The sequence below is a fragment of the Streptosporangium sp. NPDC048886 genome (genome assembly GCF_055586905.1).
The window spans coordinates 44,074-59,280 of the sequence record NZ_JBVJHH010000032.1; the positions used below are offsets into that span (position 1 = coordinate 44,074).

11 protein-coding genes and 1 pseudogene are annotated in these 15,207 nt (G+C 72.9%); 1 reads left to right on the forward strand and 11 read right to left on the reverse strand.

Translation table 11 applies throughout. The annotated features are described in order from the left end of the window. Nucleotides 1–138 precede the first annotated feature (138 nt). The 11 genes from ACZ6R6_RS33145 to ACZ6R6_RS33195 all read right to left on the reverse strand — a co-directional run bounded on the left by ACZ6R6_RS33145 (nucleotide 139) and on the right by ACZ6R6_RS33195 (nucleotide 14,611). Nucleotides 139–762, reverse strand: coding sequence for a GTP-binding protein (locus ACZ6R6_RS33145; RefSeq protein ID WP_470100043.1), 624 nt, complete (start codon nucleotides 760–762; stop codon nucleotides 139–141). Next, complete coding sequence (locus ACZ6R6_RS33150) at nucleotides 743–1,129, reverse strand: DUF742 domain-containing protein (protein WP_470100045.1); 387 nt, start codon at nucleotides 1,127–1,129, stop codon at nucleotides 743–745. Before ACZ6R6_RS33150 ends, ACZ6R6_RS33145 begins: the two co-directional genes overlap by 20 nt. Further along, nucleotides 1,126–1,554 carry a roadblock/LC7 domain-containing protein gene (locus ACZ6R6_RS33155; protein WP_470100047.1) on the reverse strand — a complete coding sequence of 143 codons (429 nt, stop codon included), beginning with the start codon at nucleotides 1,552–1,554 and terminating at the stop codon, nucleotides 1,126–1,128. Before ACZ6R6_RS33155 ends, ACZ6R6_RS33150 begins: the two co-directional genes overlap by 4 nt. 97 nt (nucleotides 1,555–1,651) lie before the next feature. After that, entirely contained in the window at nucleotides 1,652–4,105 is a 2,454-nt protein-coding gene (locus ACZ6R6_RS33160) for a sensor histidine kinase (protein WP_470100049.1), read from the reverse strand. A gap of 231 nt (nucleotides 4,106–4,336) precedes the next feature. Then, nucleotides 4,337–5,977 (reverse strand): prenyltransferase/squalene oxidase repeat-containing protein, encoded by a 1,641-nt coding sequence (locus ACZ6R6_RS33165; protein WP_470100051.1) that lies wholly within the window; start codon nucleotides 5,975–5,977, stop codon nucleotides 4,337–4,339. Further along, on the reverse strand, nucleotides 5,974–6,858 hold the full coding sequence (locus ACZ6R6_RS33170; RefSeq protein WP_470100053.1) for a terpene synthase family protein: 885 nt from the start codon (nucleotides 6,856–6,858) through the stop codon (nucleotides 5,974–5,976). The genes ACZ6R6_RS33165 and ACZ6R6_RS33170 overlap by 4 nt, the downstream gene beginning before the upstream one ends. Further along, a complete protein-coding gene (locus tag ACZ6R6_RS33175; protein WP_470100055.1) occupies nucleotides 6,855–8,237 on the reverse strand; it encodes a cytochrome P450 in 1,383 nt (460 codons plus the stop codon). The genes ACZ6R6_RS33170 and ACZ6R6_RS33175 overlap by 4 nt, the downstream gene beginning before the upstream one ends. A 515-nt stretch (nucleotides 8,238–8,752) precedes the next feature. Continuing rightward, a complete protein-coding gene (meaB, locus tag ACZ6R6_RS33180; protein WP_470100057.1) occupies nucleotides 8,753–9,721 on the reverse strand; it encodes a methylmalonyl Co-A mutase-associated GTPase MeaB in 969 nt (322 codons plus the stop codon). Then, complete coding sequence (scpA, locus tag ACZ6R6_RS33185; protein ID WP_470100059.1) at nucleotides 9,705–11,882, reverse strand: methylmalonyl-CoA mutase; 2,178 nt, start codon at nucleotides 11,880–11,882, stop codon at nucleotides 9,705–9,707. Before scpA ends, meaB begins: the two co-directional genes overlap by 17 nt. Continuing rightward, nucleotides 11,879–13,771, reverse strand: coding sequence for a methylmalonyl-CoA mutase subunit beta (locus ACZ6R6_RS33190; protein ID WP_470100061.1), 1,893 nt, complete (start codon nucleotides 13,769–13,771; stop codon nucleotides 11,879–11,881). The genes scpA and ACZ6R6_RS33190 overlap by 4 nt, the downstream gene beginning before the upstream one ends. Nucleotides 13,772–13,840: 69 nt before the next feature. Continuing rightward, the gene (locus ACZ6R6_RS33195) at nucleotides 13,841–14,611 is read right to left on the reverse strand and encodes a peptidoglycan recognition protein family protein (protein ID WP_470100063.1); all 771 of its coding nucleotides are present in this window, start codon (nucleotides 14,609–14,611) and stop codon (nucleotides 13,841–13,843) included. A gap of 310 nt (nucleotides 14,612–14,921) precedes the next feature. Between ACZ6R6_RS33195 and ACZ6R6_RS33200 the strand changes: the two are divergent. After that, a pseudogene (locus ACZ6R6_RS33200) lies at nucleotides 14,922–15,207 on the forward strand (hypothetical protein); the annotation flags it as partial.

Consider the following 15,207-nt stretch of genomic DNA (forward strand, 5'->3'; position numbering starts at 1 on the left):
GTCATCGTGGCACGCCCGGCACGGACCCCCGGGCGGATCGGAGAGCGGGAAGAGCTGATTCATAGCTGTCTGGAGGGCACAAGTGATCCCCTGAGGGTCAGTACTCATCCCCGGGGGGAGGCCCCGGGGACGGAGGCGTCAGGGCACCGGCGTCGCGTCCCCGGCGGCCGGCGCCGTGCCCAGGCGCATCCTCATGGCGTGCTCCACGAGAGTGATCAGTACTTTCTTGCCCGACTCCCGCCTGCGGGCGTCGCAGAGCACGACCGGGATGTCCTCGTGGAGCGTCAGGCCGAGCCTGACCTCGTCGAGGTCGTAGCGGCGGGCCCCGTCGAAGCAGTTGACCGCGACGACGAAGGGCGTCTCGCGCCGCTCGAAGTAGTCGAGGGAGGGGAAGCAGTCGGCCAGCCGGCGGGTGTCGGCCAGCACGACCGCGCCCAGGGCGCCCAGGGCCAGCTCGTCCCAGAGGAACCAGAACCGCTCCTGTCCCGGGGTGCCGAACAGATAGAGCCGGTAGGCGTCGCCGATGGTGATGCGGCCGAAGTCCATCGCGACCGTGGTCGTCTGCTTGGTCTCCACCCCGGACAGGTCGTCGATCCCGAGGCCCCGGTTGGTCAGCGTCTCCTCGGTGCGCAGCGGCGCGATCTCGGAGACCGCGCCGACCAGTGTGGTCTTTCCGGCCCCGAAGCCGCCGGCGACCAGGATCTTGATCGCCTTGGGCAGCTTGACCCGCCCGGCGTCACGGCTAGAGTGCACGGAGTCCATCGAGCACCGCCCTGTACAGCCTTTCGTCGTGCATGTCCGTCTCCGAATGAGGCTCTTGCAGGGCGATGAATCCCTGGTCGAGCAGGTCGCTGAGCAGGACACGGATGGTGCCTGCGGGAAGGTTCATGTGCGCGGCGAGCTCCGCGACCGACTGGGGCTGCTGGCAGAACCGCACGATGGCCAGGCACTCCGGGTCGAGGCCCGCCTCCCTCGGGGAGGTGGAGCGGACGGTCACCGCCAGGGTGATGAGGTCGAACCGGCCCTGGGTCGGTTCGGTCCTGCCGCGGGTGAGGACGTACGGCCGGACGATCGGCCCGGCCTCCTCGCCCACCCACTGCGTGTCGGAATGCTCCTCGAGGGGGTTCATCGCGGGACGTCGTCCATGGCGGACCCCGCCGCCCGCGCGGGCGAGGTGAGGTACTGGCCGACCCGGGTGACGAGCATGGCCATCTCGTAGGCCACCAGGCCGACGTCGGCCTCGTGCGTGCAGAGCACCGCCAGGCAGGCTCCCTGGCCGGCGGCGGTCACGACGAGATACGCCGACCGCATCTCGATGATGGTCTGGCGGACCGCGCCGCCGTCGACCCGGTCGCTGACCCCCCGTCCCAGGCTCTGGATCGCCGATCCCACGGCGGCCAGGTGCTCGGCGTCGGCCTGGTCGAACGCCGCCGACGCGGCCAGCAGCAGACCGTCGGAGGAGAAGACGATCCCGTGCTCGGCCTCCCCGACTCGCGCGACCAGGTCATCCAGCAACCAGGCCAGGTCGGTGAAAGATCCTGTTCCCTGCACCACTCGTTGTCCTCTTTCTGCCGGCGGGCGTCCGGTCACCGGCCTCCGGCGGCTCGTCGGCGCCGGGCCGGCACGCGCGAATCCGAGATCATCACTGGTGTCACATGTGGGGCTCTCCGCCGCCGGCGGGATCACCGCCCCGCTCCAGCAGCTGCGCCGCGTCGGAGCGGCCGCGGCGCGTGCCGTCCTGGAAGGAGGCCATGGCCGCGCGGATCGTCTCCGGCGAGCGCTCGTCACCGTCGTCCTCGGGCGAGGGCGCCGGCGGCGGCTCCTCCTCCTGCAGCGGAGCGGCGAGGTGGGTCTGCGGGACGCGGCGCGGCAGGCCGCCCGGCGTGTGACTGGTGTCGGGCGGGGGCATGACGGGCGGCAGCGAGGAGCCGGGGGCGCCGGACTCGCCGTTGGCCGCGTGCCGGCCTCCGGCCGGCTGGCCCGTCTCCTGCCGCCGGGACGGCGCCGCCGCGCGGGTGCTCTCCTCGATGATGCTCTCCTCGATGGCGCTCTCCCTCCTGCCGGACGGTCCGGCGGCCGGGACGTCGCCCGGGCCGGTGCCGCCGATGATCTCCAGTGGGCCGCCGCCCAGGCCGCGCGGTGCCGGCAGGGCCGGCGCGCCGCCGAGCGCCGTGCGGGCCTGCGGCACGCTGACGGCGGGCTCCGGCTCGGCCTGTCCGGGCTGCTCGGTGACCAGCTCCTGCGGGATCAGGACGACGACCGTCGTGCCGCCGTACGGCGAGGCCTTGAACGTGACGCGGATCTCGTGCCGCTCGGCCAGGCGGCTGACCACGTACAGGCCCAGGCGGGCGTTGCCCGACAGCTTGAGCTCCGGCGGGTTGGCGATCCGCTCGTTGGCCCCCTCGATGTCCTCCGGGCTCATGCCCAGGCCCCGGTCCTCGATCTCGATGGCATACCCGTGGGCCACGGAGTGCCCGCTGACCTGCACGGTGGTGTAGGGCGGGGAGAAGGAGGCGGCGTTCTCGACCAGCTCGGCGACCAGGTGGATGACGTCGCCCACGGCCCGCCCGTCCAGCGCGGCGTCGCCCAGGGGCAGCACGTCGACCCGGGTGTAGTCCTCGATCTCCGCCAGCGAGCCGCGGACCACGTCGATCATCGGGACCGAGTCGCGCCAGGCGCGGCCGGGAGCCGCGCCGGACAGCACGAGGAGGTTCTCGGCGTAGCGGCGCATGCGGGTCGCCAGGTGGTCGAGCCGGAACAGGTCCCGCAGCTCCTGGGGGTCGTTCTCCCGGCGCTCCATGACGTCCAGCACGCTCAGCTGGCGGTGGACCAGCGACTGGGTACGGCGGGCGAGGTTGCGCAGGATGTCGGCGATGTCCCGCCGGAGCTGGGCCTGCTCGGCGGCGACCTTGATCGCGGTCTGCTGGACGGCGTTGAACGCCTGGCCGACGTGGCCGATCTGGTCGTCGCCGAACTTCAGCGGCGGCGCCTCGGCCGCGACGTCCACCTCCTGCCCGCGGCCGATCCGCTCCACCACCGAGGGCAGCCGCTCGTTGGCGAGCTCCCAGGCCGCCACGCGCAGCTTCTCGAGCTGCTGGATCAGGGCGCGGGCCGTGGTGATGGACAGGACGACGGAGGCGATGACCGCCAGCAGCCCCAGGCCGCCGGCCAGCGAGAGCCGCACGACGACGCCGACCGCGACCGGGGTGGCCCGCTCGACCACGCCGTCGCCGGCCGCCAGCACCACCTCCTGCAGCTGCGACAGCGCGGGCTGGGTGGCGGAGGTCCACTGCCTGACGGTGACGGGGTCGGGCAGGGGCGTCGGAGCGCTCCGGATGAGCTGGTCCTCCATGGCGCGCATGCGGGTGAACGGCTCACCGGCGGCCAGGCGCTGGTAGGACTCGCGGTCGGCGGGCGGAAGTTCGGCCACGGTCTCCTCCAGCAGGAACCGCCGGGCGCCGACGACCTGCGCGAACAGGTCGCGTTCGTCGTCGGTGAGCCGGCCCGCCGCCAGCGCGCCCGCCGCCAGCGCGTCCTCCCTGGCCAGGATCTCCCGGGCCCGGCTCAACTGGATGATCGTGCGGGTGTCCTTGGCGATCTCCTTGTCGTCGAGCGTCGCCATCGAGTCGTAGATGCGGTAGAGGGAGTCGATGACCTCGGTGAACGCCGCGGCCGCCGGGATCCGGCCGCTCCGCCCGGCGTCGATGTCCCTGCGGCCGGGGCCGAGGCCGTCCAGCTCCTGGAACACCTCGGCGACGCGCCGCTCGAGGGCCTCACTCCCCAGCAGCCGCACGTTGCCGCCGGTCGCGAGCCTGCGGAAGTCCGCGCCGGCCGCGTCGGTCCGCCTGCGCTGGGCCTGCAGCAGTCCGCGCTGCTGCCGGGCGGCGCCGGGATCGCCCAGGATGACCAGGCTGAGCCTCCGCTCCGCCTGCAACTCCACCAGGAGGCGTTCGCTCGGCTCGGCGATGCCCGAGTCGAGACTGGCCACTCCGAGCATGTTCAGACCTTCGCGCACCGTCACCCATGCGGTGAACGCCCACAGCGCGATAAGGGACACCAGAAGCGCCGTGACCTTGGTCCGCAAACGCGCGTTGCGCAAGCGCATAGCATCCATCCTGGTGAAAGTTAAAGGAAATCACAGTACGTTTCACGGCAATTAACGTGTGTGAATAATCGGCGCCACATCATGTGATCGGCGACATCCGTTCCGCACCCGGAGAACCCTAGCAATGTCATCAAATACACTCAAGGCGACATTGATCTCATGGACTCATCTGTCCTTTTCCGGACAAAATTATCCGCTGAATTCCGGTTACCCTCCGTCGTCGCGACCGGGTCACCCGGCCGCGACGACCTGCGCCGGACGTGCCAGGTGCAGCGCCCCCAGGACGGCAGCCGTGACGATCGCCACCGGCAGATACAGGTCCTTGTCGTGCCAGAGCGGCGGCGCGTCGATCGGCACGCCCCGGTCCCCGACCGCGCCCCGGAGGTAGCGATACCCCCGTTCCACCGCCTCCGCCCGCTCCCGCCCGGCCGCCGGAGCGGTCAGCAGCAGGGTCTGGAGCGCGTAGGCGGTCTCCTCCGCAGTCCCCTCCCAGCGGCCCCAGGACCCGTCGCCGCGCTGGGTGGCGACGATCCAGCGCACGGCGCCGTCCACGGCGCCCGCCGACTCCTCACCGCCGAACTCCTCCAGGGCCAGCGCGCAGCAGACCGTCGCGTAGTACGGCGAGGCGTGCCAGCGGTCCAGCCAGCTGCCGTCCTCGCGCTGGCAGCCGCGCAGCCACGCCGCCAGCTTGCCGGTGGCCTCCGCGTAACGCGGCGCGGCCGCGGGACGGCGGCGCGCGTACTCCCCGAAGGCGTCGAGCACATGCGCGTTGACCGTCGGGGAGGCCCCCTCCTCCCCGCGCCAGGTGCAGAAATGGGTGTCCGTCTCATACACCCGCAGGCCGTCCGGCTCGCGGGGCTCCCCCAGCAGAGCCAGGGCGTAGAGCGCGACCGAGGTGGTGTCGGCGTCCGGCGGCAGCCCCGGCCCCGCCGGGGTGCCCTCCGGGCCGAGCGTCTCCCCCAGGCTCGCCACCAGCTGGGGCGGCACGTCCACGGGGACGCCGGCCCGCCGCAGCCAGCTGAGCACCCATCCGCGTTCGAACACGGTGATGGGCAGGGCGCATGGCACCGGCCCGCCGTACCTGCCCGCGACCGCCTCCAGATACCGCCGCACCGGATCGCCGGGGCCGGGCCCGCCCGCCGGTCCGAGCCACGCGCCGCCGGCCGCGGGTGAGGCCCCGATCGTGCCGACGGCCGCGTCCCGGGCGCCGGCGACCGCCCCGACCAGGCTGGGGACGATCCCCGGGGCCTGGACCGCCGCCTCGCCCGCGACCTCCAGCGCGTGGACCAGCTTCCGCGGGACCGCCGCCCCCGTCGCCAGCCACGTCCGGATCGCCGACAGCTTGGCGCCGTCCATGCCCGCGGGGAGGTCCAGCAGCTCGGCGCCGTCCCCCTGCGCCAGATGCCCGTTGATCCGCAGGACCAGGGCCGGCACGATGAGCTCGATCGCCGGCATGTCGGGCAGGACGGGCCAGCGGTCCTCACGTGACCAGCCGCGCAGCAGCTCCAGGCCGCGGTCGGCGGAGCGGCTCACCGCCGCGAGGTCGAGGCCGGGATCGGGGTCGTCGCGCCGCAGCTCGGCGACGAGCGCCTCGGTCGCGCTGAGCGTGGGCACCGGGGTGTAGCCGCCGGGGGCGCCCCAGCCGCCGTCCGGCCGCTGGGCGGCCAGCAGGAAGCGGACGCGCTCGGCGTGGCCGGTCAGCCACGGGGCCAGGCTCACCAGCCGCCCGGTCTCGTACACCGAGGCCGAGACCTGGCCGTACGGCTCGGCCACGAGCCCGGCGACCAGCTCGCGCGCCGCGGCGGGCACGTCGATCCCGGTCCGGCCCGCCGGCCGCGCGGTGTCCGGCAGGAGGAGATCGTCGACGCTCACAGGCTGCCCCAGTAGTCGCCGACCCGGTAGAAGCCCGCGCAGAAGTCCATCTGCCGCTCCAGGTAGCCGGCCAGCTCGGGCCGGTCGGCCCGGATCGGGTCGATCAGCTCCCGGCTCAGGGCGGCGAGCCGGGCGGCCTCGCGCTCGACCTCGTCGCGGGTGACGCCGAGCAGCAGGGAGTTGAGATCGCCCCAGCTCAGGTCCCGCCCGTAGGTCCCCATGTCGTTGAGCAGGCGGATCACCCGCTGCACCGCGCGGGCCGCCTGGCGCACACGGTCGAGGTCGGGGATCGCCGCCGTCTCCGCGGTGTGGATCCAGTGGGAGACGAAGGCGAAGCAGAAACCGAGGTTGTCGGCGTTGCCGAGATACTCCCCGAAGCTCGGCGTGGCGCCCTCGCTCTTCCAGCGCCACTCCCGCAGCATCGCCTCCAGCATGAGCCGGAGCTCCTCGCGCCAGACGGGGCCGAGCACGGGGAAGGCGGGCGCGGCGGCGAGTCCGTCCCGGATGTCGGCCAGCAGGCGCGTGAGGTCGTCGCCGGGGACCGGCGCAGCGCCCTCGGCCACCTCCAGGCACCGCCGCGCGACGTCCTCGGCCTCCGCCCGCGAGGTGGAGACGTAGTCGACGAGCCAGTCCAGGCCGAACGCCCACAGGCAGACCTTGTTGGCCATCCGCAGCTGTTCGGCGGTGAACCACGGCCCGCTGAAGGCCATGGCCAGCGACAGGGTGCTGTAGAGGGCCTCGTCGAACGGCTTGGCGGAGAACAGGTCCGGATAGGCCAGTGCCCAGCCGCGCATCTCCCGCTGGGACTGCCCGGCCACGGCGCAGACCGTCCCGGAGCCCGCGGCCGCCGGCCAGGCGGCGAGGGCGGGCTGCACCGTCATCGCACCCGCCCGGGGACGCGCTGGAGGGGGTGGAGGTTCAGCTCGACTTTCTGCCTGGGGCGCAGCGAGGCGGCCGGCGCCGGGGTGAACGGCCCCTGACCGGCGACCGTGGGGCGGAAGCGGCTCAGGATGGCCGCCACCAGCAGCGGCGCCTCGACGTAGAACAGGTGCTGCCCCAGGCACTGGTGCGGCCCTCCCCCGAAGGGGAAGTAGGAGTATTTGTGCCGGCGCTCGTTGCCTCCGGGGGCGAACCGCTCGGGGTCGAACTCCAGCGGGCGCTCCCAGAACTCCTCCAGCCGGTGCGTGGCGTAGGGGCTGATCAGCACCTGCGAGCCCGCCCTGACCGGCACGCCGTCGATCTCCCCCGACTCCATGGCCATCCGGGGGAAGATCCAGCCCGCCGGGTACAGCCGCAGGAGTTCCTGCAGGACCATGCGGGTGTAGACCAGCTCGGGCAGGTGCGCCGGGACGGCCGGCCCGGCGCCGACCACGCGGTCGATCTCGTCATAGAGCCTGGCCGCCACCTCGGGGTGGGCCTCCAGCAGCGGCCACAGCCAGGTCAGGGTCATCGCGGTGGACTCCGAGGCCGCGCCGTAGACGCTGACCAGGTCGTCGCGGATCTGCCGGTCGACGGCCTCCCCGCCCTCCTCCCCGCGTGCCCGGCAGAGCGCGGAGATGACGTCGAGACCGCCGTCGGGGTTGGCCCGCGCCTTGCGGATCACCGGGAACACCACGTCGTCGACCGTCCTGACGGCCTTCATGAAGGCCCGGTCACCGGGCACCCGGACGGAGTAGGGCGCGAACGGCATGAGCAGCCTGAAGTTGATCGACGTGGCGGCCGTGTCGTAGGCCGGCGCGAGGCGTTCCCCGTCCGCACGGGTGATCTTGTCGCCGAACAGCACCCTGATGACGGCCTGGTTGACGATGCCGGCCATCTCCTCGGCGGCGTCGATGGGCCGCCCGTCGCGGGCGTAGCCGTCCAGCTCCTCGACGCGCGCGGTGATCGTCCGCGCCATCTCCTCGGCCAGCGAGGCGACGTAGCGGACGGTGAACAGGGGCTGCAGGATCTTCCTGCTCTCCTCCCAGGGCCCGCCCTCGCCGAGGATGCTGGCGCCGAGGATGCGTTGCAGGGGGCGCCAGAACATCCCCTCGCGCCGGTAGTTCGTCCAGTCGGCCCGCAGCACCTGCTGGACGTGCTCGGGGTGGGTGACCAGATAGGGCCGGAACGGCCCCAGGTTGAGCCGGACGACCTCCCCGCCCGCCTGCCGGCCCAGCTCGGCCAGCGCGTTGACCGGATCCCTCATGAATCGGGGGAGGATCTGGCGGGCGGGAGCGGTCCTGGCCCGCCGCGCCCCCCGCGTGCCCGTATCGATCGACATTGTTGAAGCTCCCACTTCGCATGGAACGGATCCACGCAGCGTGACCACCGCCCACGGCGAACCGGGGCGGCACGGGCGCAATCCGGGGATCCGCCACTCCGTCGTGGCCGACCCCCACACGGGAAACAGGTCAGGGCCGGTCGACCGGCGACCCTTCTGCGGCCTTCCCGTACCTCGCCATGCGCCTTATCTCACACTCACGTATCCGAAGAGTGCTTTATTACGACATTCGTAACGCTCGGGACGAAGTATCACATGATCCACACAGACCATCAACCCAGAAACGGAACAATAGTTTTGTCGACCCACAAATGAATCGTTCCATTAAGTGGCAATTCACATGAAATGGACACAATACGCATCGAGCATCTTGACTGAAAGTCACGCAACGTAGTCATGTCCACACACTCCCGCCCGCCCGCGACCGGGCGGCGCGGAGCGGCGTGGACCGGGCGGCGTGGACCGGGCGGGCCGGCGTCGGAGACCCGCGGGGAGACGGCCGCGGCACGGGCGTGTCAGTGCGTGAAGACTGCCAGGAGACGGTCGGCGGCCAGGGAGGGCGTCAGGGCCCCGGCCTGGACGTCCCGTTCGACCTCGGCCGTGATGGCGGCGACCTCGGGGTGCTCGCGCAGCCTGGCCAGCAGGCGCTCGGTCACCAGGGACCAGGTCCAGGCGACCTGCTGGTGCCGGCGGCGGGCGGCGAGCTCGCCGGAGGCGGCCATGGCCTCCTGGTGCCGGACGAGCTGTCCCCAGAGCTCCTCCAGACCGCTGCCCTCGCGCCCGCTGCAGGTCAGCACCGGCACCGACCGCTCCGAGCGGAGCAGTCGCAGCGCCCCCGCCAGCTCCCGGGCCGCCTTCCTGGCCTCCAGCTCGTGCGGGCCGTCGGCCTTGTTGACCGCGATCACGTCGGCGAGCTCCAGCACGCCCTTCTTGATGCCCTGGAGCTGGTCGCCGGTCCTGGCCAGGGCGAGCAGCAGGAAGGTGTCCACCATGTCGGCGACGGCGGTCTCCGACTGGCCGACGCCGACGGTCTCCACGAGCACGACGTCGTATCCGGCCGCCTCCACCACGACCATGGCCTCGCGGGTCGCCCTGGTGACCCCGCCCAGGGTGCCCGAGGTGGGCGAGGGGCGGATGAAGGCCGCCGGGTCGGCGGCCAGGCGGGACATCCTGGTCTTGTCGCCGAGGATGCTGCCCCCCGTCCTGGTGGACGACGGGTCGACGGCCAGCACCGCCACCCGGTGCCCCTGCCCGGTCAGGTGCACGCCGAGGGCGTCGATGAAGGTGGACTTGCCGACACCCGGCACGCCGGTGACGCCGATCCGGCGCGCCTTGCCGGCCAGCGGGGTCAGCGCGACCAGCAGCCGCTGGGCCAGCTCCCGGTGGTCGGCCCTGGAGGACTCCACCAGCGTGATCGCCCGCGCGATCCATGCCCTGGAGCCCTCCTTCACCCCCTGGAGATAGTCCTCAAGCGCCCGCGTCATGGCCCAGCCGGGTGAGCAGGTCGCCGAGCAGCCCGCGGGCGGCGTCGGCGATCACGGTACCGGGCGGGAAGATGGCGGCGGCGCCGGCGGCGCGCAGCTCGTCGAAGTCACCCGGCGGGATGACGCCGCCGACCACGATCATGATGTCGCCGGCGCCCAGCTCGGCGAGCGCCTCGCGCAGGGCCGGCACCAGCGTCAGGTGCCCGGCCGCCAGCGAGGAGACCCCCACCACGTGCACGTCGGCCTCGACCGCCTGGCGGGCGACCTCCTCGGGCGTCTGGAACAGCGGGCCGACGTCGACGTCGAAGCCGAGGTCGGCGAAGGCCGTGGCGATCACCTTCTGGCCCCGGTCGTGGCCGTCCTGCCCCATTTTGGCCACCAGGATCCGCGGGCGGCGGCCCTCCAGGCGCTCGAACTCGGCGCACGCCGTACGGACCTCCTCCACGCCCGACCCCACCTCCTCGCGGTAGACCCCGGAGATCGTGCGGATCTGACCGGCGTGCCGTCCGAACACCCGCTCCAGCGCGTCGGAGATCTCCCCGACCGTGGCCTTGGCCCGGGCCGCCTCGACCGACAGCGCGAGCAGGTTGCCGTCGCCCGCCGCGCCCTTGGCCAGCGCCTCCAGCGCCTGGGCCACCCGGTCGGCGTCGCGCTCCTCGCGCAGACGGCGGAGCTTGTCCAGCTGCTGGGCCCGGACGGCGGTGTTGTCGACCTTGAGCACGTCGATGACCTCGTCGGCGTCGGGCCGGTACTTGTTGACGCCGATGACCGGCTGGCGGCCGGAGTCGATGCGCGCCTGGGTGCGGGCGGCGGCCTCCTCGATGCGGAGCTTGGGCAGCCCGGCGTCGATCGCCCGTGCCATGCCCCCGGCCGCCTCGACCTCCTCGATGTGCCCCCAGGCCCTGCGCGCCAGCTCGTGGGTGAGCCGCTCGACGTAGTAGGAGCCGCCCCAGGGGTCGATCACCCGGCAGGTGCCGGACTCCTGCTGGAGCAGGAGCTGGGTGTTGCGGGCGATCCGCGCCGAGAAGTCGGTGGGCAGGGCCAGCGCCTCGTCGAGGGCGTTGGTGTGCAGCGACTGGGTGTGGCCCTGGGTGGCGGCCATCGCCTCGACGCAGGTGCGTACGACGTTGTTGAACACGTCCTGGGCGGTGAGCGACCAGCCGGAGGTCTGCGAGTGGGTCCGCAGCGACAGCGACTTGGGATCGGCCGCCCCGAACCCGGACACCAGGCGCGCCCAGAGCAGCCGGGCGGCCCGCAGCTTGGCGACCTCCATGAAGAAGTTCATGCCGATGCACCAGAAGAACGACAGGCGCGGCGCGAACCTGTCGATGTCCAGGCCCGCCCCCACCCCCGCCCGCAGGTACTCCACCCCGTCGGCGAGGGTGTAGGCCAGCTCCAGGTCGCACGTGGCCCCGGCCTCCTGGATGTGGTATCCGGAGATCGAGATCGAGTTGAACTTCGGCATCCGCTCGCTGGTGTAGGAGAAGATGTCCGAGATGATGCGCATCGACGGGCCGGGCGGGTAGATGTAGGTGTTGCGGACCATGAACTCCTTGAGGATGTCGTTCTGGATGGTCCCCGCGAGCTGCTCGGGCGCCACCCCCTGCTCCTCGGCCGCCACGATGTAGAGCGCGAGCACCGGGAGCACCGCGCCGTTCATGGTCATCGACACGCTCATCCTGTCGAGGGGGATCCCGTCGAACAGCTGCCGCATGTCGTAGATGGAGTCGATCGCCACCCCGGCCATGCCGACGTCCCCGGCCACGCGCGGGTGGTCGGAGTCGTAGCCCCGGTGGGTGGCCAGGTCGAAGGCGACCGACAGGCCCTTCTGCCCGGCCGCCAGGTTGCGCCGGTAGAAGGCGTTGGACTCCTCCGCCGTGGAGAACCCGGCGTACTGCCGGATGGTCCACGGCTGGTTGACGTACATGGTCGGGTACGGTCCGCGCAGATACGGCGCGGCGCCCGGATAGGTCTCCAGGAAGTCCAGGCCGGCCAGGTCGTCGGCCGTGTAGAGCGGCTTGACCCCGATCCCCTCGGGCGTCTCCCACTCCAGCCCCTCCGGGTCCTGCCCGGTGGCCCGCCGTACGGCCCGCGCCCAACCGGCCGGGTCCGGCGTGACGGGGCCGCCCTCCAGCCCGATTCCGGAGAAGTCGGGAATCATCGAGCCACCCCCAGGTCGTCGAAGGTCGTGCGGAGCACGCCGAGCGCGTCGCACCCGGCGTAGAGGTTGGCGTCCACGCCCACATACTCTCCCTTCCCCGCCAGCCACACCTTCGCCGCCCCCGCCTGCCGCAACGCGGCGGCCACGGCCTCGGCGTGCTCGCCGTACAGCCTGTCGCTGGAGCACAGGCACGCGATCTTCGCGCCGCTGGCGGCGAAGGCGGCGGCGATCCGGCCGGGGTCGACGCCGGACGCGGCGGCGCCGGGTCCGGCGGGATCCGCGCCCGGGCCGGCGGTCACGGTGGCGATGCCCCCGGCCTGGAACAGGTTGGCCGCGAACGACGCCCTGGCCGTGTGCGCGGCCACCGGGCCGATGGCCGCCAGGAACACGCTCGGCCTGGTCTCCTGGGCGTCGGCCAGGTCGCGCAGCTCCTCGAACGCCTGGGCGTAGTGGACGCCCCGGACCGGCCCGGGCCGGGGCTCGCGGACGGGCCGCCGCTCGGCGAGGTCGGGGAACTCGCTCACCCCGGTGATCGGGTCGCGGCGGTGGGCGATGTTCTCCGCCCGCCGCGCCCAGGTGGCCGCGGTCCGGTCGGCGACCAGTCCCGTCTCCAGGGCCGCGGCCATGCCGCCGGCGCCCTCGATCTCCTGGAACCACTCCCAGGCCCGGCCGGCCAGCTCCTCGGTGAGCCGCTCGACGTACCAGGAGCCGCCGGCCGGGTCGATCACCCGGGCCACCCCCGCCTCCTCGACGAGCAGCGAGTGGGTGTTGCGCGCGATGCGCCGGGCGAAGGCGTCGGGGAGGCCGAGACGGGTGTCGAACGGCTGCACGGTCACCGCGTCGGCCCCGCCGGTGCCGGCGGCGAAGCAGGCGAGCGTGGTGCGGAGCATGTTCACCCAGGGGTCGCGGGCGGTCATCATGGCGGAGCCGGTCACCGCGTGCTGCCGCTGCCCCGCCCCGCTCCCGGCCCCGCACACCTCGGCGACGCGCGCCCAGAGCCTGCGCGCGGCGCGGAGCTTGGCGATGGTGAGGAACTGGTCGGCGGTGGCGGCGTAGCGGAACTCCAGCTGCCCGAACGCCTCGTCGACGGTGAGACCGGCGCCGGTCAGCAGGCGCAGGGCCGCGACCCCGGCCGCGACGGAGCAGCCGAGCTCCTCGGCGTCGCTGCCGCCCGCGTCGTGGTACGGCGTGCCGTCCACGACGACCGCCCGCAGTCCCGGATGGCCCGCGACGCAGCGCCGGGCCAGGTCGATCGCGGTCTCCGGGTCGCCGAGCGGGTCGGCGCCCAGGCTCCCGGCGAGCTCTCCCGGCCCCCTCTCCCGGACCGGACCGTCTCCTGTCCCCCTCTCCCCGGTCTCCGGGGAGAGGTCCGCGGCGGCCGGCCCGTCCCCGGTGTGCCCGGAGAGGCCCGCGGCGGCCCGCTTGCCCTCGGCGACCGCGAACAGCGCCTCGGCCGCCTCGCGGGTCCGTTCCCCGGCGTCCAGGGTGATCGAGATCAGCTCCAGATGGACCCGCTCCAGGACACGGGGCAGGTCCTCGGGCTCCAGGGCGAGCCAGAGCGAGTCGACGCCGTTCTCCAGGTCGGCCAGGACCGCCTCGGGATCGGCCACCTCGTGCCGCTGCCGCACCTCCCAGCTCCCGCCCTCCGGCCGGGAGCCGCGGGTGTAGGGGGCCGCGCCCGGCAGGCCCGGATCATCCGGGAGGTCCGACGCGTCGTAGAGTGGCGCGATCGTCACCCCGTCGTAGGTGACCGAGGCCAGAGCCTCCTCGGGGGAGCCGGTCTCGGCTCCGGACTTTCGCAGGACCCCGAGCGCCAGCTCTCGCCACCGCTCCCGCGTGGTCGGCGGGAAATCGGCGGCCGATCGGAGTCTCTCAGGCGGCACCGTCATGCACCGGATAGTAAGCGCCATCGCTGAAGAACATTCTTCCGGGGTCCGGTCGGGACGGTCACCGGCGGCTCAGGTGACGGGCTCCTCCCAGGTCGCCTGCCAGGTGGCGCGGTTGACGGCGCCGGTGGCGGCCAGGCCCTTCTCTCGCTGGAAGGCACGGCAGATCTCCTTGGACGCCTCGCCGTACATGCCGTCGACGTCGATGCCCCAGCCGCGCGCCCGCATCTGCCGCTGCCAGGTGCGGACGTCCTCGCCGATCATGACCGGCGGGTATTTGAGGACGCGGCCGGGGAAGGACGGGTGCGGCTCGGGCGGGTCGGTGGGACCGCCGCCGGGCCGGGGCGCGCCGCGCCGCACCCAGGCGTACAGCGGCCCGCCGGGGCAGTCGGTGGAGTAGCCGTCCCGGTGGCCCTTGATCTCGTTGCCCGCGCCGCCCTTGTCGCGGAGGTATTCGACCGCGTCGAGGATGCCGTGCAGGACCTCGTCGGTCGGCTGGGTGAACCCGGACGAGCCGACCAGGCCGAGCACCGCGTAGTGGCCGCTGTTGAGCCCGGAGCCGTTGGCCGCGGGGAGGTGGTTGGGCCCGCGGCCCTCGAACACCTTCCGGTGCGGACAGACCAGCATCGAGTATCCGACGTCGATCCAGCCGTTGCCGTCCATGTGGTGGTTCTGGATGGACCTCACCAGGGCCACGCATCTGGCGTGGTCGTTGACGATGTCCGGACTGACCTGGCCGCCGGTGTAGTGGACCTTGACGCCTCTGGTGGAGCCGAGCCGGCCGTAGGAGCCGCGTGGCGGCCGGGCCCCCCACTCGCGACGGGTAACAAGATCGATGGCCACGGGACTCTCCACGGTTCGAGTGACGGGGGCCTACCGGAGCGTAATGGGTGACACGTCGCGACATGGCGCGTTTTATCAACTGATCTACCAGTAGAACATCGTGAAACGGGGCTCCGTGTAGTGATCCGGCGGAAGAACAGCCGTCCTCTTTCCAAGAGGGAGCCGCCTAAACACCCCACCCCGGCGGCACTCCCGGCGCCGCGGAGGGGACAGCCGGGCCCGGACAGCCGGGCAGATCCCGCACGCCCCGGCGCATGTCCGTCGCCCTGGAGCATGTCCATGCCGGACGGGCGTCGACAGCCTTGCCCCCATGGCCGCGACCTCCCTCACCCCTGACGACCCGGACAGGCTCGGCCCGTTCCGGTTGGCCGGCAGACTCGGCGAGGGCGGTCAGGGCGTCGTCTACCTCGCGCCCAGCGGCGGGCCGGTCGCGGTCAAGTCGCTGTTCCGCGGCGATCCCGAGACGCGGATGCGGCTGGCCCGCGAGCTCTCGGCCCTGGAGAGCGTCGCGCCCTTCTGCACGGCGCGCGTGCTGGCCGCCTCGGTCGACGGCCCCCGCTCCGGCCCGGCCACGACGGCCCCGCGCTCCGGCGCGG

Coding starts and splice junctions, on each gene's coding strand:
- ACZ6R6_RS33160 (WP_470100049.1), bottom strand. CDS start 4,105: ATGCGCTTGCGCAACGCGCGTTTGCGGACCAAGGTCACGGCGCTTCTG.
- scpA (WP_470100059.1), bottom strand. CDS start 11,882: ATGATTCCCGACTTCTCCGGAATCGGGCTGGAGGGCGGCCCCGTCACG.
- meaB (WP_470100057.1), bottom strand. CDS start 9,721: ATGACGCGGGCGCTTGAGGACTATCTCCAGGGGGTGAAGGAGGGCTCC.
- ACZ6R6_RS33190 (WP_470100061.1), bottom strand. CDS start 13,771: ATGACGGTGCCGCCTGAGAGACTCCGATCGGCCGCCGATTTCCCGCCG.
- ACZ6R6_RS33145 (WP_470100043.1), bottom strand. CDS start 762: ATGGACTCCGTGCACTCTAGCCGTGACGCCGGGCGGGTCAAGCTGCCC.
- ACZ6R6_RS33170 (WP_470100053.1), bottom strand. CDS start 6,858: ATGACGGTGCAGCCCGCCCTCGCCGCCTGGCCGGCGGCCGCGGGCTCC.
- ACZ6R6_RS33150 (WP_470100045.1), bottom strand. CDS start 1,129: ATGAACCCCCTCGAGGAGCATTCCGACACGCAGTGGGTGGGCGAGGAG.
- ACZ6R6_RS33175 (WP_470100055.1), bottom strand. CDS start 8,237: ATGTCGATCGATACGGGCACGCGGGGGGCGCGGCGGGCCAGGACCGCT.